The 23680-nt window shown below is 59.5% G+C and carries 18 protein-coding genes; 7 read left to right on the top strand and 11 right to left on the bottom strand.

The features are described from left to right. Positions 1-55: 55 nt before the first annotated feature. The gene (locus tag LOY43_RS17890) at positions 56-1381 is read right to left on the bottom strand and encodes an MFS transporter (RefSeq protein WP_095050803.1); all 1326 of its coding nucleotides are present in this window, start codon (positions 1379-1381) and stop codon (positions 56-58) included. Between the two features lie 281 nt (positions 1382-1662). On the opposite strand from LOY43_RS17890, the gene LOY43_RS17895 reads away from it, so the two are divergent. Next, the gene (locus tag LOY43_RS17895) at positions 1663-2541 is read left to right on the top strand and encodes a LysR family transcriptional regulator (RefSeq protein WP_095050804.1); all 879 of its coding nucleotides are present in this window, start codon (positions 1663-1665) and stop codon (positions 2539-2541) included. Between the two features lie 107 nt (positions 2542-2648). Here the strand turns inward: LOY43_RS17895 and LOY43_RS17900 are convergent, their stop codons facing one another. After that, the gene (locus LOY43_RS17900) at positions 2649-3515 is read right to left on the bottom strand and encodes a LysR substrate-binding domain-containing protein (protein WP_095050805.1); all 867 of its coding nucleotides are present in this window, start codon (positions 3513-3515) and stop codon (positions 2649-2651) included. A 112-nt stretch (positions 3516-3627) separates the two neighbouring features. On the opposite strand from LOY43_RS17900, the gene LOY43_RS17905 reads away from it, so the two are divergent. From LOY43_RS17905 to LOY43_RS17915, 3 genes are all read left to right on the top strand, one after another. Next, positions 3628-4737 carry a 2-aminoethylphosphonate--pyruvate transaminase gene (locus LOY43_RS17905; RefSeq protein WP_095050806.1) on the top strand — a complete coding sequence of 370 codons (1110 nt, stop codon included), beginning with the start codon at positions 3628-3630 and terminating at the stop codon, positions 4735-4737. Positions 4738-4882: 145 nt separating this feature from the next. Then, on the top strand, positions 4883-5710 hold the full coding sequence (gene phnX, locus LOY43_RS17910; RefSeq protein ID WP_095050807.1) for a phosphonoacetaldehyde hydrolase: 828 nt from the start codon (positions 4883-4885) through the stop codon (positions 5708-5710). 189 nt (positions 5711-5899) lie between these two features. After that, the gene (locus LOY43_RS17915) at positions 5900-6448 is read left to right on the top strand and encodes a cytochrome b (RefSeq protein WP_095050808.1); all 549 of its coding nucleotides are present in this window, start codon (positions 5900-5902) and stop codon (positions 6446-6448) included. A 3-nt stretch (positions 6449-6451) separates the two neighbouring features. Here the strand turns inward: LOY43_RS17915 and LOY43_RS17920 are convergent, their stop codons facing one another. Beyond that, positions 6452-7378 (bottom strand): 1-aminocyclopropane-1-carboxylate deaminase/D-cysteine desulfhydrase, encoded by a 927-nt coding sequence (locus LOY43_RS17920; RefSeq protein WP_258708490.1) that lies wholly within the window; start codon positions 7376-7378, stop codon positions 6452-6454. A gap of 200 nt (positions 7379-7578) precedes the next feature. Beyond that, a complete protein-coding gene (locus tag LOY43_RS17925) occupies positions 7579-9618 on the bottom strand; it encodes an NADPH-dependent 2,4-dienoyl-CoA reductase (RefSeq protein ID WP_093434064.1) in 2040 nt (679 codons plus the stop codon). Between the two features lie 208 nt (positions 9619-9826). Here LOY43_RS17925 and LOY43_RS17930 point away from each other — a divergent pair, with 208 nt between their 5' ends. Then, a complete protein-coding gene (locus LOY43_RS17930; RefSeq protein ID WP_095124452.1) occupies positions 9827-10957 on the top strand; it encodes a carbon-nitrogen hydrolase family protein in 1131 nt (376 codons plus the stop codon). 3 nt (positions 10958-10960) lie between these two features. After that, the gene (locus LOY43_RS17935; protein ID WP_095050811.1) at positions 10961-12001 is read left to right on the top strand and encodes an AraC family transcriptional regulator; all 1041 of its coding nucleotides are present in this window, start codon (positions 10961-10963) and stop codon (positions 11999-12001) included. Between the two features lie 402 nt (positions 12002-12403). Here the strand turns inward: LOY43_RS17935 and LOY43_RS17940 are convergent, their stop codons facing one another. Next, positions 12404-13264, bottom strand: a complete 861-nt coding sequence (locus LOY43_RS17940) for a DUF2242 domain-containing protein (protein ID WP_095050812.1) — start codon at positions 13262-13264, stop codon at positions 12404-12406. A gap of 92 nt (positions 13265-13356) precedes the next feature. Then, entirely contained in the window at positions 13357-14256 is a 900-nt protein-coding gene (locus LOY43_RS17945) for a LysR family transcriptional regulator (protein ID WP_095050813.1), read from the bottom strand. 118 nt (positions 14257-14374) lie between these two features. Between LOY43_RS17945 and LOY43_RS17950 the strand changes: the two genes are divergently transcribed. Next, on the top strand, positions 14375-15580 hold the full coding sequence (locus tag LOY43_RS17950; protein ID WP_220556522.1) for an MFS transporter: 1206 nt from the start codon (positions 14375-14377) through the stop codon (positions 15578-15580). Positions 15581-16553: 973 nt separating this feature from the next. Here LOY43_RS17950 and LOY43_RS17955 read toward each other — a convergent pair. The 5 genes from LOY43_RS17955 to clpP form a co-directional block, all read right to left on the bottom strand. Continuing rightward, positions 16554-18425 carry a SurA N-terminal domain-containing protein gene (locus LOY43_RS17955; RefSeq protein ID WP_095050815.1) on the bottom strand — a complete coding sequence of 624 codons (1872 nt, stop codon included), beginning with the start codon at positions 18423-18425 and terminating at the stop codon, positions 16554-16556. Positions 18426-18653: 228 nt separating this feature from the next. Then, on the bottom strand, positions 18654-18926 hold the full coding sequence (locus LOY43_RS17960) for an HU family DNA-binding protein (protein ID WP_003183171.1): 273 nt from the start codon (positions 18924-18926) through the stop codon (positions 18654-18656). Positions 18927-19074: 148 nt separating this feature from the next. Continuing rightward, on the bottom strand, positions 19075-21471 hold the full coding sequence (gene lon / locus LOY43_RS17965) for an endopeptidase La (RefSeq protein ID WP_007917325.1): 2397 nt from the start codon (positions 21469-21471) through the stop codon (positions 19075-19077). A 163-nt stretch (positions 21472-21634) separates the two neighbouring features. After that, on the bottom strand, positions 21635-22918 hold the full coding sequence (gene clpX / locus LOY43_RS17970; RefSeq protein WP_003223632.1) for an ATP-dependent Clp protease ATP-binding subunit ClpX: 1284 nt from the start codon (positions 22916-22918) through the stop codon (positions 21635-21637). Between the two features lie 112 nt (positions 22919-23030). After that, positions 23031-23666 carry an ATP-dependent Clp endopeptidase proteolytic subunit ClpP gene (clpP, locus tag LOY43_RS17975; protein WP_007951559.1) on the bottom strand — a complete coding sequence of 212 codons (636 nt, stop codon included), beginning with the start codon at positions 23664-23666 and terminating at the stop codon, positions 23031-23033. Between the last annotated feature and the right edge of the window lie 14 nt (positions 23667-23680).

Consider the following 23680-nt stretch of genomic DNA (forward strand, 5'->3'; position numbering starts at 1 on the left):
GATGGCCACGACCCAGCCTGCCGCGAGCGTCGCAGCAGGCCACGAGGCAAGGGTTTCAGGAACGCAGGGGTTTGATCGTCAGCGGGCAATTGGGGATAGAGGCGCGCGGTTCCATCACGCCAACCGGGCGGCTGTTCCAGTGCGGAATCAGCACCAGCGCCGAGAACAGCGCGCAACCGGCGAAGACGATAAACACCGTCACCGAGTCGAAGTAACCCGGCAGCAAACCGCCGAGCACCGCGCCAACCGAGCCGCAGCCGTTGACGAAACCGGCCGCCGTGGCGCCGGCCTTGGCTTTGCCGAAGTCGATCGCGGCGGCACCGCTGATCATCGAGTCCGGCCCATACAAAGTCAGGCCCATGACGAACAGCAGCGCGACCACCAGCAACACACTGCCGGTGTGCAACGCGGCCATAAACAGCGCCAGCGTCACGGTCAACGCCAACAGGCTCAACACGCAGGCCGGCATCCGACGGGCGCCGAAGAGTTTGTCCGAAGCCAGACCGATGAGGATCGGCCCGAGCAACCCGGCCAGTTCGAATGAGGTGGGAATGATCGCCGCGCCGACCTTGCCGACACTGGGCATCTGTTCAAAGACAATCACCGGGCCCCACAACAGAATCGCGTAACGCGCCGGTTTCAACATGAAATACGCCAGGCCCAATACCAGCACCGTGCGGTTACGCAGGATTTCCTTCAAGGGCTCCCAGACGCTGAGTTTGCTGTTGGCTTCGGTTTCTTCCGCCGTCAGTTCAGGCTCCGGCTCGACCGCCGGCAAGCCGACGTCTTCCGGCTTGTTGCGCTGGAAGATAAAGAACAACACCGCCACAACGGCAACCACCACCGCACTGGAAATGAACGCCGCGTGCCAGGTGCCCATCAACGTATACGCCCACCAGCCGGCGAACGGCGACGCTACCAGACCACCAAACGCGTAGCAGGAACTCCATAATCCGAGCACTCGCCCGCGTTGTTGGGAAGGGAAAAAACTGCCGAGGTTTTTGCACAGCCCCGACCATCCAGTGGACTGCGCCAACCCCTGTATCAACATGCAGGTGGCGAAGATCGGCAACGTCGCGTAACTGCCCATCACCAGCGCCGCTGCGGCGGAAATCAGCAAGCCGCCGAGCACCACGACCCGTGGGCCAAAGCGGTCAGCGAGCATGCCCCAAGTGAACTGGCCGAGGGCATAAGCCGCCAGATAAATCGCATCGAGGTTGGCCATGGCCATCTTGTCGAGCATGAAGGTAGGGTCTTCGGCGATGCCCAGTTTGGCCACCGAAAACGCTTTGCGGGTGAAATAGAAAGCGGCGTACGCAAGCCAGGTAATCGCGAAAATCTGCACGCGCCAACGCGCAATGGTGCCGATGTGCTTGTTCATGGTGGTTCTGACCTCAGGGTGTGAGTGTGCCGGCAGAATCGTTAAGAAAAACGCCTGTGTTTTTATTGTTGAGCACTGCGATATCACCCCGTCCCTGTGGCGATATCGGTCAGATGAGTCCTGTTGTTGCACGCACAGGCTCATGGCTACCGTGCGGCCCGAGCGGGCAGTCAGCGATGGCGTGAGCCGATCAAAGCAATTACTGTTTAATAAATAAAATCGATTTATCGTATTTCACACATAAGCTCAGCTTGTTACTGACTAAGCGATCAGGTGACTTCATGTCGGTGTCCCACGCCCAACTCAAAGCCTTCCACGCCGTGGCCGTGCATGGAAGCTTCACCAAAGCCGCCGAGCGCCTTTTTCTCACGCAACCGGCGATATCCGACCAAGTGCGCAAACTCGAAGAGCGTTTCGGCGTTTTGCTGTTTCACCGCAATAAACGTTCCGTACGCCTGACTGACTTGGGCGAACGCTTGCTGGCGATCACCCAGCGCCTGTTTGTGATTGAAGCCGAAGCACAGGAACTGTTGCAGGAATCCCAGGCCCTGCAGACCGGCAGCCTGATTCTGGCAGTGGATGCGCCGGTCCACGTGCTGCCGCAGATCGCGCGCTTCTGTGAGCGCTATCCGGGAATCAGCGTGAAGATCGAGACCGGCAACACCGATGAATCGTTATTTCGCCTGTTCAACTATCAGGCCGATCTGGCGTTGCTTGGCCGCGATGTCAGTGATGAACGCTTGCTGTGTGTGCCGCTGCGCAATGATCCGATGGTCGCGTTCGTGTCGCGCCATCATCCGTGGGCCGAGCGTGAATCGATCTGCCTGGCAGACCTGGATGACACGCCGCTGGTGTTGCGTGAACACGGTTCGGTAACGCGGCAGACGCTGGAAGAGGAAATGGCCCGGGCCGGATTTCGCATTCGTCCGGCGATTCAGGTCGAGGGCCGGGAAGCGGCGCGTGAGGCGGTGGTGGTCGGGATTGGCGTTGGCGTGGTGTCGGCCGCGGAGTTTGGTGCGGACTCGCGGGTGTGTGCGTTGCCGATTGTCGACTGCACCCGACGGTTGACGGAGACGCTGGTGTGTTTGCGCGAGCAAAGCAATCGACGGGTGGTGGCGACCTTCCTCGATATGGTCCGCGACAGCCTCCCCGGTTCCTGATCGTTCCCACGCTCTGCGTGGAAACGCCTCAACGGACGCTCCGCGTTCGGCTTTGGATGGGACGCAGAGCGTCCCGGGCTGCATTCCCACGCAGAGCGTGGGAACGATCACGGGGCGGTTGGCGCCAGGCCAAAGAACGCCTGAATCAAGCGCAACTCCCGCCGCCGCTCCATGCAGCCGATCATGTGCCGATTGACCAGCCCGTCCCCGACAATCGGAATCGCCACCACCCGCGGATCATGGCTGACCTCCACCGATGACACCACGCCAACGCCCAACTCGGCCGCCACCGCTTCGGTCACCGCCTCACGGCTGTCCAGTTCCAGCAACACGCGAGGATGGATCGACGCCTGCGCACAGGCCTCATCAAATGTACGCCGGGTGATCGAACTCGGTTCGCGCAGCACCATGATCACCTGATCCAGATCCTTGAGTTTCACTTCCCCGGCGCGCATCGCCCACGGGTGCCCTGCCGGCACCAACGCGCAAATCCGTGATTCGCTCAATGCCTGCAGGTGCAGGCCTTTGCGCGGCTCCACTTCGGTCAACACCGCCACATCGGCGTGTTCCGACAACAATGCAGCGAGGGTTTCCTGGGCATTGCCCAAGCGCAGGTTCACCGTAATTCCCGGATACCGCGCGCGCAGGCTCGCCAACATTGGCATGACCATGTGCGGCCCGTCCGCCGCCACTTCCAGTCGCCCGGTGAGTAATTGCCGGTTGGCCTCGAGCATCGTCTGCGCCTCTTCCGCCAGGCCGAACATCGCGCGGGTGATCGCCGCGAGTTTGGTGCCCTCCTCGGTCAGTTCCACCCGTCGCGCGGTGCGCCGCAACAGGGTGATCTGGTAGTGCTCTTCCAGCGCCTTGATGTGCCCGGTAACCGCCGGCTGACTGATGAACAAGCGCGCGGCGGCACGGGTGAAGCTGCCTTCACGGGCCACGGCGTCGAAGGCGCGGAGCTGGAACAGGTTCATGGATAACTCTCACTGATGGCTGGCATAACAACAAACAATTTGATTGATGCAACGGCGAATTGCAACGTATGCCCCGTAGCTTCATCCCACAGCGCTATCCGAGGACACACGAATGAGTATTGCCGAACCCATCCTGCTCACTCCCGGCCCGTTGACCACTTCGGCCCGCACCCGCCAGGCGATGATGGTCGACTGGGGGTCATGGGATGACCGCTTCAATCAACTGACTGCCAGCCTTTGCGAACAACTGCTGGCGATCCTCAACGGCGCCGCCACTCACCACTGTGTGCCATTGCAGGGCAGCGGCACCTTCGCTGTTGAAGCGGCAATCGGCACATTGGTGCCGCGTGACGGCAAAGTCCTGGTGCTGATCAACGGCGCCTACGGCAAGCGTCTGGCGAAGATTTGCGAAGTGCTCGGCCGCTCGTTCAGCACCTTCGAAACCGCTGAAGATGAACCGACCACCGCCGCCGACGTCGACCGCTTGCTGCGCGCCGACAGCAATATTACCCACGTCGCCCTGATCCACTGCGAAACCAGCACCGGGATTCTCAATCCGCTGCCGGAGATTGCCCAGGTCGTTGAGCAACACGGCAAACGCCTGATCATCGACGCCATGAGTTCCTTTGGCGCTCTGCCGGTGGACGCGCAGAAAGTGCCGTTCGACGCGCTGATCGCCGCTTCCGGCAAATGCCTGGAAGGCGTGCCGGGGATGGGTTTTGTCTTCGCTCGCAAAGAGTCTTTGGCCGCAGCCGCTGGCAATTCGCACTCGCTGGCGATGGACCTGTACGACCAGCACGCTTACATGATGAAAACCGGTCAATGGCGCTTCACCCCGCCGACCCACGTGGTCGCGGCGCTGCATGAAGCGCTGCTGCAATACAACGAAGAAGGTGGCCTGCCGGCACGCCATGCGCGTTATGCCGCCAACTGCCAGGCGCTGATGGACGAGATGGGCAAACTCGGTTTGCGCAGCTTCCTGCCGGCGGCAATTCAGGCGCCGATCATTGCTACGTTCCATGCGCCGCAAGATCCGCGCTACCAGTTCAAGGATTTCTACGAACGCGTGAAAGCCAAGGGTTACATCCTTTATCCGGGCAAATTGACTCAGGTCGAGACCTTCCGCGTCGGCTGCATCGGTCACGTCAGTCCGGGCGAAATGCGCCAGGCCGTTGCCGCGATCGGCGAAGTGCTGCGCGAGATGGAAGTGTTAGAAATCTAAGCCACACCAAAAATCCCCCTGTAGGAGTGAGCCTGCTCGCGATGAGGCCGTGCCAGTCGACGAAGATGTTGAATGATCAACCGCTATCGCGAGCAGGCTCACTCCTACATTTGAATTGCATTGCCAACTCAGGAATTTGATTGCCATGAACTACGTCAACCCAAACAAGCTGCAAGCCGCGATCCTCGACTGGGCCGGCACCGTGGTCGATTTCGGCTCGTTCGCGCCGACGCAGATCTTCGTCGAAGCCTTCGCCGAGTTCGACGTGCAGGTCTCCATCGAAGAAGCGCGTGGCCCGATGGGCATGGGCAAGTGGGACCACATCCGCACCCTCTGCGATCAGCCGCAAGTGGCCGAGCGTTATCGCAAGGCGTTCGGCCGCACGCCGACCGACGATGACGTCACCGCCATCTACAACCGCTTCATGCCGCTGCAGATCGAGAAGATCGCCGAACACTCGGCGCTGATTCCCGGCGCACTGGAAACCATCGCCAATCTGCGTCAGCAAGGCATCAAGATCGGCTCCTGTTCCGGCTACCCGAAGCAGGTGATGGACAAGGTCGTCGAGCTGGCCGCCACCAACGGCTACGTCGCCGACCACGTGGTTGCCACCGACGAAGTGCCAAATGGCCGTCCGTGGCCGGCTCAGGCGCTGGCCAACGTGATCGCGCTGGGCATCGACGATGTCGCAGCGTGCGTGAAGATCGACGACACCGTGCCGGGCATTCTCGAAGGCCGCCGCGCCGGAATGTGGACCGTGGCGCTGATCTGCTCAGGCAACGCGTTGGGTCTGGACTACGAAGGGTTCCGTGCCTTGGGCAGCGATGAACTGGCCAGCGAGCGCAAACGCATTCACGCGCTGTTCGAAGGCTCGCGCCCGCATTACATGATCGACACCATTACCGATTTGCCGGAAGTCATCGCCGACATCAACAAGCGTCTGGCCAACGGTGAAATGCCGCAATCGAGCTGATCCCTGCCGCTTGCTGCAAAGAAAAACGCCAGTGTCTGCACGACGCTGGCGTTTTTTATTGGCAAGCCCTGACTCAGAGCATTGAAAGTCCGATCAGCCTCAGGCAAATCCGCCAAAGCGGATTACAGTTAAAGCATGCCGTCGGCCAAGAACGGCAGGTTTGAACCCTGATCTGTGAGGAAACACCGTATGCCGTGGACAAGTTCCGAATCCCGCTACAGCACCGTCTCGGTCCTGTTGCACTGGCTGATGCTGGTCCTGTTGGTGCTGGTGTACGCCAGCATGGAGTTGCGCGGTCTGTTTCCCAAAGGCAGTGGCGGGCGCACGCTGATCCGCGAAGTGCATTACATGCTCGGCCTGACCGTGTTTGTGCTGGTGTGGTTTCGCCTGCTCGCGCGCAGCATTGGTCCGGCGCCAAAAATCTTCCCCGCCTCACCGCAATGGCAAACCGTGCTGGCGCGGCTGATGCACTGGGCGTTGTACCTGTTCATGATCAGCATGCCGATCCTGGGCTGGCTGATCACCAGCGCCGAAGGACATCAGGTGATGTTCTATGGTTTTGACCTGCCGCTGTTGGTCGCGGAAAATAAAGATTTCGCCAAGCAGGTTGAGGGCTGGCATGTGCTGATTGCCACGATCGGCTACTGGTTGATCGGCCTGCATGCACTGGCGGGGATTTATCACCACTATGTGGTGGGCGATAACACGCTGCTGCGGATGATGCCCAAGCGCGGCTGAATATCAGCGGCTGGCGCTAAACCCACGCCGGCCCTGCAAGCCTCCGGTGTGGATGAAGATCAGCCGCGTGCCGGGCGCGAACCTGCCTGCCTCGACCTGTTGCTTGAGTGCCAGCAACGCCTTGCCGGTGTACAACGGCTCCAGTGGGACGCCGCTGGCCTGCTGAGTCTGGTCAATGAACGCGAGCAGCAGCGGATCAACCTTGGCAAAACCGCCACGGCTGGCATCGATCAACTCATAGTCGGCAGTGGCCAGTCCAGCTGACCGCATAATCGACTCGACCTGCGGCGCCACGCCGTGATCCTCAGGGACTGCCAACGCGCCATAGACTCGGTGCGCACCCGCCTCGGCGAGGATCAGTCCGGCGAGTGTCGTCCCGGTGCCGCAGGCCAGCCACCAACCGTGATAGTCGCTCCAGCCCAGCGTAGGCAATTGCGCTTGCGCCTGTTCCTTGATGGCTGCACAACCGAGCGCCCCTGCAAGTCCACCTCCACCCTCGGGAACCGCTTGCAGATTGGGGTATTGCTCGTGCCAGGGTTGCCAGAATCCCGGCTCGTTGCGCGCGCGATAACCGTCATAACCCAACCAATGCAATTGCATGCCGCACGCCTGCAGATCCAGCACCGTGGGAGTTTCCTGCGCATGCCCGCGCAACAGCCCCACGGTTTTGAACCCGAGCCGTTGCCCCGCCGCTGCCAACGCGTGCAGATGATTGGAATGCGCACCACCGAGACTGATGATGCCCTCGGCACCCATACGGTCGGCGGCTTTGAGGTGTTCGACGAGTTTGAACCATTTGTTGCCGCTGATCAGCGGGTCGATCTGGTCGAGGCGCAGGATGGCCATTTCAATGCCGGCGGTTGCGAGCCAGTCGAGGTGAAGGTGTTCGAGAGGGGCTTGGGGTAGCCAATCGGTGGGAGGCAAAAGCATGGGCGACGATTCGATCTGGACAGAGCCAGCATTCTAGTCGCTCACAAGCCGCCATCGCGAGCAGGCTCACTGTATGTGTAAATGACACAAAACCTGTGGGAGCGAGCCTGCTCGCGAAGGCGTCGTATCAATCGACATTTGCATCGGTTGACACACCGTTTTCGCGAGCAGGCTCGCTCCCACAGGTTCAGCGGTGGAGCTTAAAGTTCAGCAGCGAGGCGCGAGCCTTGGTTGATCGCGCGTTTGGCATCCAGCTCAGCCGCGACATCCGCACCGCCGATCAGGTGCACGTTCTGCCCCGCTTCCACCAGACCGTCATGCAATTCACGCAGCGGATCCTGCCCCGCGCAAATCACGATGTTGTCCACCGCCAGCACTTGCGGCTCGCCGGTTTCACCGATGCGGATATGCAGGCCTTGGTCATCGATGCTCAGGTATTCAACGCTGTTGAGCATTTGCACCTGCTTGTTCTTCAGACCGGTACGGTGAATCCAGCCAGTGGTTTTACCCAGACCATCACCGACCTTGGTTTTCTTGCGCTGCAACAGAAACACTTCGCGGGCCGGCGCGTGCGGTGCGGCTTTGATCCCGGCCACACCCCCACGGGCCTCCAGTTGCGTATCGATGCCCCACTCTTTCCAGAACGCGGCGCGATCCTGGCTGGTGGCCACGCCTTGGTGAACGAGGAATTCCGAGACGTCGAAACCGATACCACCGGCGCCAATCACCGCTACGCGTTTACCGACCGGCTTGCGCTCAAGGATCACGTCCAGGTAGCTCAGCACCTTGGCATTCTCGACACCCGGAATTGCCGGCACGCGCGGTGCAATGCCAGTGGCGAGGATGATCTCGTCGTAACCGCCTTCCACCAGTTTCGCGACATCGACGCGGGTGTTCAGGCACACCTCGACATTCGTGGTCTGCAACTTGCGTTTGAAGTAGCGCAGGGTTTCGAAGAATTCTTCCTTGCCCGGCACGCGTTTGGCGATGTTGAACTGACCGCCGATTTCGCTGGCCGAATCGAACAACGTCACCTGATGGCCACGCTCAGCCGCCACGGTCGCGGCGGACAAACCGGCAGGGCCGGCGCCAACCACAGCGATTTTCTTGATCTGCTGCACCGGCAGATAATTGAGTTCGGTTTCGTGGCAGGCACGCGGGTTGACCAGGCAACTGGTCAGCTTGCCGCCGAAGGTGTGATCGAGGCACGCCTGATTGCAACCGATGCAGGTGTTGATTTCGTCAGCGCGGCCTTCAGCGGCCTTGTTGACGAAGTCCGGATCGGCGAGGAACGGCCGCGCCATCGAGACCATATCGGCATCGCCTTCAGCCAGAATCTGCTCGGCGATTTCCGGGGTGTTGATGCGGTTGGTGGTGATCAGCGGAATCTTCACCGAACCGCGCAGCTTGGCCGTGACCTTGCTGAATGCCGCACGCGGCACTTTGGTGGCGATGGTCGGGATCCGCGCTTCGTGCCAGCCGATGCCGGTGTTGATGATGGTTGCGCCGGCCTGCTCGATGGCTTTGGCCAGGGTGACGATCTCGTCCCAGGTGCTGCCGCCCTCGACCAGGTCGAGCATCGACAGACGGAAAATGATGATGAAGTTCGGGCCGACCGCTTCACGCACGCGACGAACGATTTCCACCGGCAGGCGCATACGGTTTTCGTAGCTGCCGCCCCAGCGGTCGGTGCGGTGGTTGGTGTGCGCGGCGAGGAACTGGTTAATGAAATAACCTTCCGAGCCCATGATCTCGACGCCGTCGTATTCGGCGGTCTGCGCCAATACCGAACAGGTGACGAAATCGCTGATCTGCTTCTCGATGCCTTCCTCGTCCAGCTCTTTGGGCTTGAACGGGTTGATTGGTGCCTGAATCGCGCTCGGCGCGACTTGTTTCGGGCTGTAGGCATAACGCCCGGCGTGGAGGATCTGCATGCAGATCTTGCCGCCCGCGTCGTGCACCGCGCGGGTGACGATGCGGTGCTTGAGCGCTTCTTCCTCGGTGGTCAGCTTGGCCGCCCCGGAGTACACGCCGCCCTCGTCGTTCGGGCCGATACCGCCAGTGACCATCAGGCCAACGCCGCCACGGGCACGTTCGGCGAAGTACGCCGCCATGCGCTCGAAACCGCCCGGTTTTTCTTCCAAACCGGTGTGCATCGAACCCATCAAGGTGCGGTTGCGCAGCGTGGTGAATCCCAGGTCCAGCGGGGCCAACAGGTGCGGGTAATGAGCGGCGGTCATCGGTAACTCCACAACGAGCGATCACGGAAAAGTTGCGGGCGCTCTGCGGCTCCCGTCAGTCATGTTCGACAGACTAAGAGGCGCATCGCTGTCACTCAATGACCGTAACTGACAACTTATTGATCCAAATGCGCAGCACCCCTTGGCAATCAGGTCCATGGGCCCTACCCTAGTCGCCATACCCTGTACCCGGTAGCTGTTGGTTTTCATGCGCAAACTTTTGTACCTGTTCTTCTCCATGGCCCTCGTCGCCGCCCTGACCACCTACGCCATGTGGGCGGCGGACCGGCCGGCGGGCCATTACCTGTCGGACTTACGCATTAAAGTGGCGGTCGATCAGGGCATCCCCGCCGATCGTGGCAATCTGCTAGGCATCCAGCCCGAGCTGTTTCCCACCGATTATCAAAACCCCGAGCGCTTGCACCGCAAACTCGCAGCCTATCTGCAGCAAGCCCAGGATCAAGGCCTGCTGAACGACAAAACCGTCGTGGTGTTGCCGGAGAACGTCGGCACCTGGCTGCTGCTCAGCGGCGAGAAAGACGAGCTGTATCAGGCCCCGACCCTCGCCGAGGCGATGAACTGGCTGGCGGCGAGCAATCCCTTGCTGTTCGCCCGCGCCTGGCTCAGCGCCAACGGCAGCGACCGCCTCAACGACGCGTACCTGCGGATGAAAGCCAAGGCGATGGCCAAGGATTACCAGGCGCTGTTCGGTGGTCTGGCCAAAGAATTTCACGTGACCCTGGTGGCCGGCTCGATCGTATTACCGGAACCCAGCGTTCGCGATGGCCAGCTCAAACCCGGTAGCGGTGCCCTGTTCAACAGCAGCGTGGTGTTCGGCCGCGATGGCGTGCCGCTGGGCCAGCCGCAACGGCAGATGCACCCGGTATTCGATCAGCGCGAAGTGCTCGAAAGCGCAGACAAACACGCGCTCAACGTGGTCGACACCCCGGCCGGACGCCTTGGCGTATTGATTGGCAGCGACAGTTGGTACCCCGACAATTACCGCAAACTCGACGAGCAAAACGCACAATTGATCGCGGTACCGGCGCAGGTATTCGGTCAAGGTGCGTGGAATCAGCCATGGCGCGGTTACAAAGGTTCAAGCACACCGGGGTCGGTCAGCCTCAAACCCGGTGAAGTCACCGAAGGACAAGCCTGGCATCGGCTGACACTGACCGCGCAACCACCGAGCAGTCGAGCGATTGCCGGCATCAGTGTGTTCCTGCGCGGGCAGTTCTGGGACAAGGCCAGTGCCGGTCAGAGTTTCCTCAGCAGCAACGGTCAGCAGTTCGCCGATGGCGATGCCCGTGGCGCGCGTTTGTTGAACATCTGGTTGTAAGCCATGAAGCCCCTGCCGATGCGCCTCGGGGACCTGTCGGTGGGCTTCGTTCACAGCCTCGCCGACGCCGTGCGCAGTCATGGGGCGGATCCGCAGCCGTTGCTGGAGCAATATGGTCTGGACGCCGCGCGACTGGCCGAGGCCGGGGCGCGTTTGTCGATTCCGCGCTATATGCGCCTGGGCCACGCGGCGATTCAGTTGACCGGTGACCCGGCGCTGGGCTTGCGCATGGGTCAGCTCAGTCGCCTGAGCCAGGCCGGACTGGCCGGCGTTACCGCCGCACAAGCGCCGACCGTGCGAGAAGCCGCGCGCTGTCTGATCCGTTTCGAGGCGTTGTACGGTTCCAACTATCGCGGTCAGTCCAGTTTCCACGAAGATGCCCATGGCGCGTGGCTGCGTTTCTATTCGATCAGCCCGTACAACGCCTATAACCGTTTTGTCGTGGACTCGATCATTGCCGGATGGCTGCATCAGCTCTCCAGTGTCAGCCGCGAACCGCTGCGCGCCGAACGCATTGAAATCGAATTCGATGAGCCGGATTACCGCGAGGCGTACGACTTGCTGGGGGATTGCCCGATCCAGTTCGGTGCCGAGGGCAATCAACTGCGCCTGAGCCTGAACAGCCTCGCACAGCGCAATCCCGAGCATTGCCCGAGTACCTGGCGGCATCTGCTGCAATTGTGTGAACGTGAGCTGGAGCAATTGACTCGCACCCGCAGCCTGCGCGAACGCATCACTCAACTGTTGGGGCCGTTGCTCAATGGTGGCCGGGAACCCGACCTGGAAGAAGTGGCGGCACGCCTGAAGCTGCCGACCTGGACGTTGCGGCGCAAACTGGCCGAGGAAGGCACGCAGTTTCGCGCAATCCTCAATGACACTCGCCGGGACCTGGCGATGACTTACATCCGCGATACCGAACTGGCATTCGGTGAAATCGCCTACCTGCTGGGTTTTGCTTCAGCCGAGGCGTTCCAGCGCGCCTTCAAACGCTGGAGCAGTCAGACGCCCGGCGAATTCCGCCGCAGTCACCGCAAGACGGCATAAACGCAGCTGCAAGCTGCAAGTTAAAGCTCGGTGGCGTCTTCGGCTGGCTCGGGTGGGTCCAGTTCAAAGGCCTGGTATTCGAGCAGCTCTTCTTGATATTCATCCATCGTGTAATCCCCTGCTGCTCTCTTGAATGGGCCTGAGCAAATGCCCAGTGCCTCGAGCTTAACGTGCTCGTATGAAGGAAAAGTGAAACCCGGCCTTCATGAATAAAACGTAGCAGGTGGTCAGGAATTTATCGCAGGATTTTTGTCAGGGGAATGTAACTAGATTTTAAGTGCACCAAAAACCACTGTGGGAGCGAGCCTGCTCGCGAAGGCCTCGGCCCCTTCAGCACATAGGTGACTGAAGGTCCGTCTTCGCGAGCAGGCTCGCTCCCACAGGGTGTGCGGTGAGGTTGGATTATTGGCCGGACGCAGGCATCGCCGGAATCGGCTCGGATGGCGGCGGGATATCCGGGTTGGCCGGTGGCGTGATGGTTTCGGTCGCCGGTGCCGGTTCTGCACTCGGCGCCGGAGTGATCGGCGCGGCCTCTGCCGGTGGCGCAACCGGTTCAGACGTCACGGGTGCGGTCTCGGCAGGTGCGGGAGCGGGCTCCGCTGCAGGCGCAGGGGTTGCGGCGGGCGCAGGCGTTGGAGTCGGCGCTGGCGTTGGCGCCAGCGCTGCCGGAGCAGCCTTCGCCTCAGGTACACCCAGGTCAGCCTTCGGCTTCTCTTCAATGTGCGCAGCTTTCTTTGCTTCCGCCGGCAGGAACAATTCCACCAACGTAAAGAATCGCTCGTAAAACTTCTGCGACGTCACCGTCTCGCTGGCGACTTTGACCATCGAATCGTCGGACGAGCCGATCGGCATCGACACCGAGCCCAACACCCCCACGCCGAGGCTGGCCGAGTTGTTGGTCTTCTTCAGCGCGTAGCGATCCTGCAGGGCGTTGGCGAACATCGTCGCATGGTGCCCGGCACTGCCGTCATCGGCACAGACCACGTTGAAGCTGATCTCCATGTGGGTGTCGCCGGTTTGCTGGAAGCTCTTGTGGCCACTGACCAGTTTCGGGTCACTGCTGGTGATGATGTAGCCCTGGCTGAGCAATGCACGGCGCGCCGCTTCGCAGCTGACCGCGTCGGTCACCGGGTAATTGCGCGAAAACGTACCGGAGTCATCGAAGTTCTCATGCTCATACATCGGCTTGTCTTTCGAACAGCCGGCAACAGCGGTCAACAACAGCGCCAACCCGACAACACGCATGGGAGTGGAAATCAACATTGAACATCCTGAGAGAAAACAGTCCGGGGCGTATTGTGCAACAGATCACGCCCCGGCGGCGCATGGATTAGTGTCTTAAAGCAGTTACAACTCTATCGACCTTCAGTTGCGGGAAAAAGTCGCAATGCCAGATGATCGATGAACACGCGCAACTTTGCCGTGGCGTGGCGACTGGATGGCCATAGGACCCAGAACTGTCCGGTGTGTTCCAGATGCGTATCAAGCACGCGACGCAAACGGCCTTGAGCCTCGGCCTCCCGGGTCATGAAATCCGGCAGACAGGCAATGCCCATGCCGGCCAGCGCCGCGTGGCTCACCGCCTCAATCGACGTGCTGACCAACCGTGTCGGCAACGTCGCCTCTGCGGCGCCTTCCACGCGGATCAGCGGCCAGGTTTCCAGTTTGCCAGTGGCATGAAACGTATGCCGAAGGCACGCGTGAGCCGCTAGATCGCCGGGCTTTTGCGGCTCCCCGCGCTGCTCCAGATACGCCGGACTGGCCACTAGCACCATATGAAACTCGCCCAACGCTCGCGCCATCAGTCGGGAGTCTCGTGGTTTGCCGGTGCGGATCACCGCGTCGAAGCCTTCTTCAACCACATCGACCATGCGATCAGTCAAGTCCAGATCCAGTTCAATCTGCGGGTACAACGCCATGAACTCGTTCATCACCGGCATCACTAGGCCATGCACCTGCGGCAGGCTGATGCGTAACTTGCCGTGGGGTTTGGCAGCGGCGTCACACAACTCAAACTCCGCCGCCTCGACTTCCGCGAGAATCTTGCGACACCGCTCAAGAAACAGCGCACCTTCACTGGTCAGCGTGACGCTGCGGGTGGTGCGTTGAAACAGCCGCACACCCAGTCGCGCTTCCAGTCGCGCAATACTTTTGCCCACCGCCGACGATGACACCCCTTGCAGCCGACCAGCTTCGGTAAAACTGCGGGTCTCGGCGACCTGAACAAACACCGAAATACCGCCCAGGCTATCCATACCAATCTCCCATTGCTGACATCCGTGTCCGATATGTTCGGAACCTTAACCCGTTTTTCGCCGATGTGCAGCGCCCTACCCTGTGCTCCTCGTCAACTCTGCACATGGATGCCGGCTCATGAACGACACACAACTCGATTGCCCCACACTTGAACGCCCCGTCGACCGCCGCGAGCGACTCCCCCTCGGCGCGCTACTGGCACTGGCCACCGCCGGATTCATCACGGTCATGACTGAAGCCATGCCTGCCGGCCTGTTGCCGCAGATGAGCAGCAGCCTGAACGTTTCCCAGGCGCTGATCGGCCAATTGGTCACGCTCTACGCGATCGGTTCGATACTCGCTGCAATTCCCCTGACGATCGCCACCCGCGGCTGGCGCCGCAGACCACTTTTGCTGTCCGCTATCGGCGGCTTTGCCATCGCCAACAGCATCACCGCCCTGTCGGAGTGGTACTGGCTGACCCTGATCGCACGCTTTATCGCCGGGGTATTTGCCGGTTTGCTTTGGGCACTGCTGGCGGGATACGCGAGCCGCATGGTCGCCCCACACCTGCAAGGTCGCGCCATTACCGTGGCCATGCTCGGCGCGCCGCTTGCGCTGTCGCTGGGAATACCCGCAGGCACCCTGCTCGGCACCCTGGTCGGCTGGCGTCTGAGCTTCGCCATCATGACCGCGCTGACCGTTGTGCTGGTGATCTGGGTACGCTGGCAAGTACCGGATTTCGCCGGCGAACGCGTGGGAAACCGCCTGCCACTGCGTCAGGTATTGACCTTGCCTGGCGTGCGATCCGTGTTATTGGTCACCCTCACCTACGTCGTCGCGCACAACTTGTTGTACACCTACATCGCGCCGTTCCTGCAACCGTCCGGGCTGGACGCCAATGTCGACCGCGTGCTGCTGGCATTCGGCCTCGCTTCAGTGTTGAGCTTATGGATCGTCGGCAGCCTGATTGACCGCTGGCTGCGCGAACTGGTGTTGATCAGTGCCGGGTTGTTCATGCTGTCCGCGATAGCACTGGGCCTGTGGCGCGACTCGCCCAACGTCATTTACATAGCCACCGCCATCTGGGGACTGGCGTTTGGCGCCATGCCATCGCTGCTGCAAACCGCCTCGGCGAAAACGGCGAAAGAGGCTGCCGATACGGCGCAATCGATGCTGGTTACCCTGTGGAATGTCGGGATAGCTGGAGGGGGCTTGGTGGGTGGTTTGTTGCTGGGAAACCCCGGGGTGGGGGTATTCCCGTGGATTGTTGCTGGATTGTTGGTGTTGACTTTGTATGTGGCGGTCAAAGCTCGGGATCATGGTTTTCCAAGAGCCGGATGAGATCGGATGCCCGGCTGAATTAGCTCCGGTCTGCGGGAAATGGGTCGATTGGCAGGTCGCCTTCGCGAGCAGGCTCGCTCCTACAATTGGAATGAGTACATCCGCAAAAAACAGGTCGGCTGTCAGGCCGCCTTCGCGAGCAGGCTCGCTCCTACAATTGGAATGAGTACATCCGCAAAAAACAGGTCGGCTGTCAGGCCACCTTCGCGAGCAGGCTCGCTCCTACAATTGGAATGAGTACATCCGCAAAAAACAGGTCGGCTGTCAGGCCGCCTTCGCGAGCAGGCTCGCTCCTACAATTGGAATGAGTACATCCGCAAAAAACAGGTCGGCTGTCAGGCCACCTTCGCGAGCAGGCTCGCTCCTACAATTGGAATGAGTACATCCGCAAAAAACAGGTCGGCTGTCAGGCCGCCTTCGCGAGCAGGCTCGCTCCTACAATTGGAATGAGTACATCCGCAAAAAACAGGTCGGCTGTCAGGCCGCCTTCGCGAGCAGGCTCGCACACAGAAGAGCAACAGCAGAACGCATGCGGCTTTTGCTCCTCACCACTCACAGGATGAGCGTTAGCTCGGCTGCAGCTTTTGATCCTGATCTGAAGGCCCGTCGGCAGGCTGAGTGGAGGGCTTGATCCGGGCGTGGGAGCGCAGCGACCGTTTGGCGAAGCCAAACACAGCGGGAGTAGGTGCAGCGAAGCAAACCGGAGACGCTGCGCCCGGATCAATCCCGCAGCGAAGGAACCCCGAGCTTTAGCGAGTGGGCCGAACGTCAGGGCAAAGACCTTTGGTTCCTTTGGGGCGTTTGCCAAAGGGACTCGCTGTAAGAGCGAAACCGCCAACGGCAGCACCCGCAGCAACGGATATTCACCCAAAACCCCAAGAACATGGCCGGCCCAAAGGCCGCCACTACCCAAAGCCCAAAAAAAAACCCCGACCTATTCAGGCCGGGGCTCTCATCACATCTCAGTCAACCATCAAAACCGCTTGATGTCAGCCTGAGCTTCCAACTGCTTGCGATAAGCAGCAAAGTCCTGCTGCCCCTCACGCGAAGCAAGGAAACGACGGTACTGAACCTTCTCTTCATCCGTCGGCGCAGCCGCTTCGTTAACACCATTCAGACGCACGATCATCAGACTGCCATCCGGCAACGTCACGCTGGTGAACGTCGGCTTGTCCTTCGCAGCCGGCTTCGGCATACGGAACAACGCTTGCAGCACCGCCGGATCAACACCTTCCTGACCACGGGTGGCCGCTTCAGTGGCTTTCCAGTTCTGACCATCAACCGCCTTGTCCAACGGCGCCTTGCCATCGCGCAGATCCGCGATCAGCTTCTCGGCCTTGGTCTTGGCAGCCGCGCTGGCGTGCTCTTTGGTCAACTGGGTGCGGATCGCCGCACTCACGTTTTCCAGCGGCAGTTGCGCAGGCTTGAGGTGTTCCTTGGAACGCAGCACGATCACGGTTTCCGGATCCAGCTCGATAGCGGTGCTATTGGCACCTTCGTCGATCACTTCGGTGCTGAACGCAGCAGTAACCACGGCGCGGTTCGCCGCAACACCTTCGCCACCTTCACGGCCGAATGGCTTGGAGGTGTGCACGGTCAGCTTCAGATCTGCCGCTGGCTGAGCCAGGTCAGACGCTTCGAATGCGGAGTCTTCCAGTTGCTTGGTCGCCTCGACAAAACGCTGCTCGACCTGAGCGGCTTTCAGCTCGCGGGTGAGCTTGTCTTTCAGGCTGGCCAGGGTCGGCACTTCAGGCGCTTCCACACCCAACAGCTTGATCAAGTGATAACCGAAGTCGGTACGAATCGGCTCGGACACCTGGTCTTTCGACAAGGAGTACAAGGCTTTTTCGAACGCCGGATCGTAAACGCCAGGGCCTGCATAACCGAGGTCGCCGCCATTGTTGGCCGAACCCGGATCCTGCGAGAACTCTTTGGCCAGCGCTTCAAACTTCTCGCCCTTGGCCAGACGCGCCTGGACGTCTTCGATCTTCGCTTTGGCCTGAGCCTCGGTGGTCTTGTCGTTCACTTCGATCAGAATGTGCGCGGCACGACGCTGTTCCGACAGGTTGGCGATCTCTTTCTGATACGCCGCCTGCAGGTCTTCGTCCTTGACCGCAACCTGATCGAAGAACGAAGACTTCTTCAGTTCTACGTAATCGATGATCACTTGATCCGGAGTCATGAACTCCTTGGCGTGCTCGTCGTAGTAAGCCTTGACCTCGTCGTCGGTCAGTTTGACCGCCGCCGGGTCAGCCTTGACGTTCAGGGTCGCGAAATCGCGGGTCTGTTTTTCCAGACGGGCGAATGCCAGCACTTCGGCGTCAGTGACGAAACCACTGCCCGCCACACCGGCGCGCAGTTGGCCGATCAGCATTTCCTGAGCCAGCATCTGGCGGAATTGCATACGGCTGTAACCCAGTTGACGGATCACCTGGTCGAAACGCTCGGAGCTGAACTTGCCGTCCACCTGGAATTCAGGTGTCTGCAGGATCACTTGGTCCAGTGCGCCTTCGGAGAAAGCGAATTTCGCTTGCTCTGCACCTTGCAGCAGCAGCTTGCGATCGATCAGACCCTTGAGGGCCGATTCGCGCAGCATTTTTTCGTCGAGCAAGGAAGCATCGAAGTCCTTGCCCAGCTGTTGCATCAGCTGACGGCGTTGCATATCAACGGCCTGGCTCAGCTCGTTCTGGCTGATTTCATCACCGTTGACCTTGGCCGCCTCATTCTTGTGAGTCGTGGCCTGGAAAATGGCGTCGAAACCGGTCAGAGCCATCAGTGCAACGATGACCCCGATAATGGTCTTGGCAATCCAGCCTTGTGAATTGTCCCTGATATTCTGCAGCATGCGTCCCCCAGAAACGGTTGAACTTCAAAATTAGGCAACCGTGGAGCGTGGGTAGAATCCGGATAGAAGAAAGGCGCATCCGAGGATGCGCCTTCTCGTAACTGGCGGAGCGGACAGGGCTCGAACCCTCGATCCCGGCGTTACAGACAACTGTTTCAGCTACCTGTTCTACCGCTCCGCTGCCAAGTCAGGCATGACCCCGACCCGGATGGGTAAAAACCTGAAAACTTAGTTAACAGCTTCTTTCAGTGCTTTACCGGCTTTGAAACCTGGCTTCTTGGCAGCCGGGATTTCCAGAGTCTTGCCGGTTTGAGGGTTACGACCGGTACGAGCCGGACGGTCCGTCACGGAGAAAGTACCGAAACCAACCAGAACAACGGAGTCGCCAGCCTTCAGAGCGCCAGTGACGGATTCGATTACAGCGTCCAGCGCACGGCCAGCAGCAGCTTTCGGGATATCAGCGGATGCAGCGATAGCATCAATCAGTTCCGACTTGTTCACTCTAAGTCCCCTTATATCTATTTTGAGATGATTCTAAGTTTTTTGGTGAAAGCAAAAACGAGTGCTGAATGGCCTACAGACACTTAAGAGCCGCTTTATAACAAGGGCTCTAAAAAACTGTCAAGGAAGCCCCCCAGGCAAAAGCGTATTAATGCGTGCTAATTCTTTCCTTAGAGTCAGACTCACGTTTTTCGTCCTTGGCAACTATCTCGGGAGCCACATCCGGCAAGGGCTCCGGCGCGTATTGCAGCGCAATTTGCAGGACCTCGTCAATCCATTTAACCGGTTTAATCTGCAGATCCTGCTTGATATTGTCAGGAATCTCCTTCAGATCACGTACGTTCTCTTCCGGAATAATCACGATCTTGATTCCGCCGCGGTGAGCCGCCAGCAGTTTTTCCTTCAGACCGCCAATCGCCAGCACTTGGCCACGCAGCGTGATTTCACCGGTCATAGCGACATCAGCGCGCACCGGAATGCCGGTCAATGCCGACACCAGCGCCGTACACATGCCTACACCGGCGCTAGGACCGTCTTTCGGCGTCGCCCCTTCCGGCATGTGGATGTGCGTGTCGCGCTTCTCGTGGAAGTCCAGAGGAATGCCCAGGCTCTTGGCCCGGCTACGCACTACAGTGAGCGCGGCAGTGATCGATTCGACCATCACATCGCCCAGCGAACCGGTTTTGATCAACTGACCCTTACCCGGCACAACCGCGGCTTCGATGGTCAGCAATTCACCGCCAACCTGAGTCCAGGCAAGGCCGGTGACCTGACCGATCTGATCCTGTTGCTCGGCCAGACCGTAGCGGAATTTGCGTACACCTAGGAAGTGTTCCAGCAAGTCAGCTGTCACTTTCACCGAGAAGCGTTTTTCCAGTGCGTGCTCTTTAACGGCCTTGCGGCAGACCTTGGCGATCTGACGTTCGAGGCCACGCACACCGGCTTCACGGGTGTAGTAACGGATGATGTCGCGGATCGCTTCAGCGTCGAATTCCAGCTCGCCCTTTTTCAGACCGTTAGCGGCGATCTGCTTTGGCGAGAGGTATTTGACGGCGATGTTGATCTTTTCGTCTTCGGTGTAGCCCGGCAGACGGATCACTTCCATCCGGTCGAGCAGCGCCGGCGGGATGTTCATCGAGTTCGAGGTGCACAGGAACATCACATCCGAGAGGTCGTAATCGACTTCCAGATAATGGTCGTTGAAGTTGTGGTTCTGCTCCGGATCGAGCACTTCCAGCAACGCCGACGCCGGGTCGCCACGCATGTCGCTGCCCATTTTGTCGATTTCATCGAGCAAGAACAGCGGGTTGCGCACACCCACTTTTGTCATCTTTTGAATCAATCTTCCTGGCATCGAACCGATGTAAGTCCGACGGTGACCACGGATTTCCGCTTCATCACGCACGCCACCGAGGGCCATGCGCACGAATTTGCGGTTGGTGGCATGGGCAATCGACTCCGCCAGCGAGGTTTTACCCACGCCCGGAGGACCGACCAGGCACAACACCGGGCCACGGATTTTCTTCACGCGCTTTTGCACGGCGAGGTATTCAAGGATACGTTCCTTGACCTCTTCGAGGCCGTAGTGATCGGCGTCGAGAATGTCTTCTGCGCGCGCCAGGTCCAGACGTACCTTGCTCTGCGCCTTCCACGGCACTTGCACCAGCCAGTCGATGTACGAGCGCACCACGGTGGCCTCAGCGGACATCGGCGACATTTGCTTGAGCTTGTTGAGCTCGGCAGTGGCTTTGGCTAACGCGTCTTTCGGCAGACCGGCAGCGTCGATACGCTTCTTGAGGTCTTCGATTTCGTTGTGGCCTTCGTCGCTGTCGCCGAGCTCTTTCTGAATGGCCTTCATCTGCTCATTCAGGTAGTACTCGCGCTGACTGCGCTCCATTTGCTTTTTGACGCGGCCACGAATGCGTTTTTCGACTTGCAGCAGATCGATCTCGGCATCCAGCAACGCCAGAACGTGCTCGACCCGGGCCGACAAATCGATGATTTCGAGGATTTCCTGCTTCTGCTCGATTTTCAGCGCCATGTGCGCCGCCATGGTGTCGACCAGGCGACCCGGCTCATCGATGCTGTTGAGCGACGACAGGACTTCAGCCGGGACCTTCTTGCCCAACTGTACATATTGTTCGAACTGCGACAGCAGTGTGCGCACGAACACTTCGGATTCGCGCTCGGCAGCGTCGACTTCTTCGATCAGCGAGACTTCGGCACGGCAATGGCCGTCGACTTCGCTGAAGCGTTCGACGGTGCCACGCTGCTCACCCTCGACCAGAACCTTGACGGTGCCGTCAGGCAGCTTGAGAAGCTGTAGAACAGTGGCGATGGTACCTACGCGATAGAGAGCGTCTTCACCGGGATCGTCGTCAGCCGGGTTTCTCTGGGCCAGCAGCAGGATCTGCTTGTCGCCCGTCATCGCGGCCTCGAGGGCTTCGATGGATTTCTCGCGCCCCACGAACAGCGGGATAACCATGTGCGGATAAACCACGACATCACGCAATGGCAGGAGAGGCAATTCGATGGTTGTCTTCATGATTTCGCCTCTACGGCGGCCATATGGCCGTAATCAGATGGAATTGAGCTTGAAACCAAGATGGGGGCTGCCTTGAAAAAAAACAAGCACAAAGCGGATGTAAAAAATGACATAAAAAAAAAGAGGCCCGAAGGCCCCTTCTTTATTCCAGCAGACTGGACGCTTAAGCGTCCGGCGCTGCCTTGGCCGTCGGCTCACTGTTTTCGTAGATATACAGTGGCTTGGACTTGCCTTCGATCACGCTTTCATCGATCACGACTTTGCTCACCTCGGACTGCGAGGGGATTTCATACATCGTGTCGAGCAATACACCTTCGAGAATCGAGCGCAGACCACGAGCACCGGTTTTACGTTCCAGGGCACGCTTGGCGACCGATTTCAGTGCGTCGGTCCGGAATTCCAGATCCACGCCTTCCATCTCGAACAGCTTGGCATACTGTTTGGTCAGAGCATTTTTCGGCTCGGTGAGGATCTGCATCAGCGCAGCCTCATCCAGCTCGTCCAGCGTCGCGAGGACCGGCAGACGACCGACGAATTCCGGGATCAGACCGAACTTGACCAGATCGTCAGGCTCGACTTCACGCAGGGATTCACCGACTTTCTTGCCTTCTTCCTTGCTGCGTACTTCTGCGTTGAAGCCGATGCCGCCCTTGGTGGAACGGTTTTGAATAACCTTCTCCAGACCAGAGAACGCACCACCGCAGATGAACAGGATGTTACGGGTGTCGACCTGCAGGAATTCCTGCTGCGGGTGCTTGCGGCCACCTTGCGGCGGTACGGAAGCAACCGTGCCTTCGATCAACTTCAGCAAGGCCTGTTGCACGCCTTCACCGGAAACGTCCCGGGTGATCGACGGGTTGTCGGACTTACGGGAAATCTTGTCGATTTCGTCGATGTAGACAATACCCATCTGGGCTTTCTCTACGTCGTAATCGCACTTCTGCAGCAGCTTCTGAATGATGTTCTCGACATCTTCACCCACGTAACCCGCCTCGGTGAGGGTGGTTGCGTCGGCAATGGTGAACGGAACGTTCAGCAAGCGGGCCAGTGTTTCGGCCAGCAGGGTTTTACCGGAGCCTGTCGGGCCGATCAGCAGGATGTTGCTCTTGCCGAGTTCGACGTCGTCAGCTTTCTTGTCACGCTGGTTCAGGCGCTTGTAGTGGTTGTACACCGCTACGGCCAAAACCTTTTTCGCACGCTCCTGACCAATGACGTACTGATCAAGGATGCCGCTGATTTCTTTAGGCGAAGGCAATTTATGCGCGCTGCTCTCGGCCTGGGCTTCCTGCACCTCCTCGCGGATGATGTCATTGCACAGGTCGACGCACTCGTCGCAGATAAAGACCGAGGGGCCGGCAATCAATTTGCGCACTTCATGCTGGCTTTTGCCACAGAAGGAGCAATAGAGCAGCTTGCCGTTGTCCTCGCCGTTGCGGGTGTCAGTCATTCGTTCGATCCAAATCCGATAGGCTTGCAACACAAGATGAAGGCTATTGCGGGCTTTTTCAAGCCCGCCGCTGATCAGACAAGCCGACCAAGCCTATTTTGAGCTGCTTATTTTAAGCTGGGCGCTGGTTGATCACTTCGTCGATCAGGCCATATTCCTTCGCAGCTTCTGCACTCATGAAGTTGTCGCGATTGGTATCGCGCTCGATTTCTTCCAGAGTACGCCCGCTGTGTTTGGCCATCAGCGTGTTCAGACGCTCGCGAATGAAGAGGATTTCCTTGGCGTGGATTTCGATGTCCGACGCCTGGCCCTGGAAACCGCCCAGTGGCTGGTGAATCATCACGCGCGAGTTCGGCAGGCAGAAACGCTTGCCCGGGGCACCTGCGGTCAGCAGGAATGCGCCCATGCTGCAGGCCTGGCCGATGCAGGTGGTCGACACGTTCGGTTTGATGAACTGCATGGTGTCGTAGATCGACATGCCTGCAGTCACCGAACCGCCCGGGGAGTTGATGTAGAGATGGATGTCCTTGTCCGGGTTTTCCGCTTCAAGGAACAGCAGTTGCGCACAGATCAGGTTGGCCATGTAGTCCTCTACCGGACCAACCAGAAAGATCACTCGCTCCTTGAGCAGGCGCGAATAGATGTCATAGGCGCGTTCGCCACGAGCAGATTGCTCGACAACCATCGGGACCAGGCCGCCGGCGGCCTGGATATCAGAGTTCTGCTGAATATAAGAATTACGGAACATGCTCTGCAGTCGCT

The sequence above is a fragment of the Pseudomonas sp. B21-041 genome, assembly GCF_024748675.1.
Classification (GTDB): Bacteria; Pseudomonadota; Gammaproteobacteria; order Pseudomonadales; family Pseudomonadaceae; genus Aquipseudomonas; species Aquipseudomonas neuropathica.

Bases quoted from the DNA above. Each gene is read 5' to 3' on its own strand.
- clpP (WP_007951559.1), bottom strand. From the start codon at position 23,666: ATGTTCCGTAATTCTTATATTCAGCAGAACTCTGATATCCAGGCCGCC.
- LOY43_RS17955 (WP_095050815.1), bottom strand. From the start codon at position 18,425: ATGCTGCAGAATATCAGGGACAATTCACAAGGCTGGATTGCCAAGACC.
- phnX (WP_095050807.1), top strand. From the start codon at position 4,883: ATGAACTACGTCAACCCAAACAAGCTGCAAGCCGCGATCCTCGACTGG.
- LOY43_RS17915 (WP_095050808.1), top strand. From the start codon at position 5,900: ATGCCGTGGACAAGTTCCGAATCCCGCTACAGCACCGTCTCGGTCCTG.
- LOY43_RS17895 (WP_095050804.1), top strand. From the start codon at position 1,663: ATGTCGGTGTCCCACGCCCAACTCAAAGCCTTCCACGCCGTGGCCGTG.
- LOY43_RS17950 (WP_220556522.1), top strand. From the start codon at position 14,375: ATGAACGACACACAACTCGATTGCCCCACACTTGAACGCCCCGTCGAC.
- LOY43_RS17935 (WP_095050811.1), top strand. From the start codon at position 10,961: ATGAAGCCCCTGCCGATGCGCCTCGGGGACCTGTCGGTGGGCTTCGTT.
- LOY43_RS17940 (WP_095050812.1), bottom strand. From the start codon at position 13,264: ATGTTGATTTCCACTCCCATGCGTGTTGTCGGGTTGGCGCTGTTGTTG.
- LOY43_RS17890 (WP_095050803.1), bottom strand. From the start codon at position 1,381: ATGAACAAGCACATCGGCACCATTGCGCGTTGGCGCGTGCAGATTTTC.
- lon (WP_007917325.1), bottom strand. From the start codon at position 21,471: ATGAAGACAACCATCGAATTGCCTCTCCTGCCATTGCGTGATGTCGTG.
- LOY43_RS17925 (WP_093434064.1), bottom strand. From the start codon at position 9,618: ATGACCGCCGCTCATTACCCGCACCTGTTGGCCCCGCTGGACCTGGGA.
- LOY43_RS17945 (WP_095050813.1), bottom strand. From the start codon at position 14,256: ATGGATAGCCTGGGCGGTATTTCGGTGTTTGTTCAGGTCGCCGAGACC.
- LOY43_RS17920 (WP_258708490.1), bottom strand. From the start codon at position 7,378: ATGCTTTTGCCTCCCACCGATTGGCTACCCCAAGCCCCTCTCGAACAC.
- LOY43_RS17900 (WP_095050805.1), bottom strand. From the start codon at position 3,515: ATGAACCTGTTCCAGCTCCGCGCCTTCGACGCCGTGGCCCGTGAAGGC.
- clpX (WP_003223632.1), bottom strand. From the start codon at position 22,918: ATGACTGACACCCGCAACGGCGAGGACAACGGCAAGCTGCTCTATTGC.
- LOY43_RS17905 (WP_095050806.1), top strand. From the start codon at position 3,628: ATGAGTATTGCCGAACCCATCCTGCTCACTCCCGGCCCGTTGACCACT.
- LOY43_RS17930 (WP_095124452.1), top strand. From the start codon at position 9,827: ATGCGCAAACTTTTGTACCTGTTCTTCTCCATGGCCCTCGTCGCCGCC.